This window comes from Lysinibacillus sp. NPDC097287 (assembly GCF_044761695.1).
In the GTDB taxonomy this organism is placed as follows: domain Bacteria; phylum Bacillota; class Bacilli; order Bacillales_A; family Planococcaceae; genus Lysinibacillus.
Genome location: NZ_JBIWCX010000075.1, coordinates 1 through 1,188 on the forward strand (window position 1 = coordinate 1; position 1,188 = coordinate 1,188).

Genomic DNA, 1,188 nt, shown 5'->3' on the forward strand with positions numbered 1-1,188 from the left:
CGATCGAGTGCGCGACGGCCTTCCGCACGTGGACATCGTCGATCGGACTCGTACTGGTATCGAACGTCAAATACGTGAGCTTGGTCAGAGGGACCTCGATCGTGTCGATTCCACCGATCTGCTTCCACTGTGACTGCTTCTTGATGTCGGCCACATTCGCAGCTTGGATGTCGCCGGATCGCATTGCCAACTGAGCGGTGTTGCCGTCCGGAATCACGTCGAACTTCAGCGTTTCCGGTGCAGGTTGCTCCGACCAGTAGTCATTGTTACGGACAAGTTGCACACCGGAACTTGAATATTCTTGGACCCGGTACGGGCCAGTGCCCACCGGAACCGCTTGCGCAGTACCCAATTCGGCAGCATGTTCTTCAGCGAACCTTGCCTGTTGGATCAGTCCGAATAGCGCGATGCTCTGCCTGGCAACCGGATCGGGATGCGACAACTTCACAGTCACCCGCATCGGTCCGGTTTGTTCGATGCTTTCGAGACTTTCCAGCTCGCCGGCAGTTTGCGCCCCGGCTGCGGAATCAGAGACGTGCCGAAGGCTCCAGATCACGTCCTCCGGGGTCAGTAGAGTTCCGTCGGAGAATCGCACGTCGGACCGGATGACGTAGTCGATGGTCGTCGGGTCAGGAACCGATACGGCTTCGGCGAGATGAGGTCGCAACTCTCCTTCACCGGAAAGCCGTTCCAGCGGTTCGGTGAACAGGGTCTGAACCTGCATGGAAGGACCGAAATCCTTAGTGATATCTAAGGAGATCGGAGCCGCTGCAAGAGCGAAGGTGAAGGCGGGTATCGGATCGTCGGTGATCGTTCGAGTCTGTGTGGCGCCCGGTGCGGAGCCACACGCGGAAACCACGAGGACGAGTGCTGTTGCCGATACCGCGTACGTGGCGGTTCGCGTGTAAGCGCGCATCGCGCGATGTAGAACTGGCTTCTTCAAGCGTCAACTCCCTGTTCACGAAAACCCAACCGGATATGACGGGTAACGCTACGGAGATGTAGGTCACATATCGTTAGACGATTGTCGAATCCAGCGCGGATATTTTTCGACGATCGGAAGAGTGCTTTGGAAAGTCCCGAGATACAGAGTCAGAGCAAAGATTGCACGCCAACGCGTTCAGACGGAAGCCGGGATTTCAGTATCGGTGTTCTGGGGGTGATGCGACCTGAAGTCGGGATCGGTTG

The 1,188-nt window shown here is 57.2% G+C and carries 1 protein-coding gene; it reads right to left on the bottom strand.

What is annotated here, in order from left to right; translation table 11 throughout:
* A partial coding sequence (locus ACIQ2D_RS22205) for an ABC transporter substrate-binding protein (RefSeq protein ID WP_402867442.1) occupies nucleotides 1–943 on the bottom strand: 943 nt, incomplete at its 3' end.
* Between the last annotated feature and the right edge of the window lie 245 nt (nucleotides 944–1,188).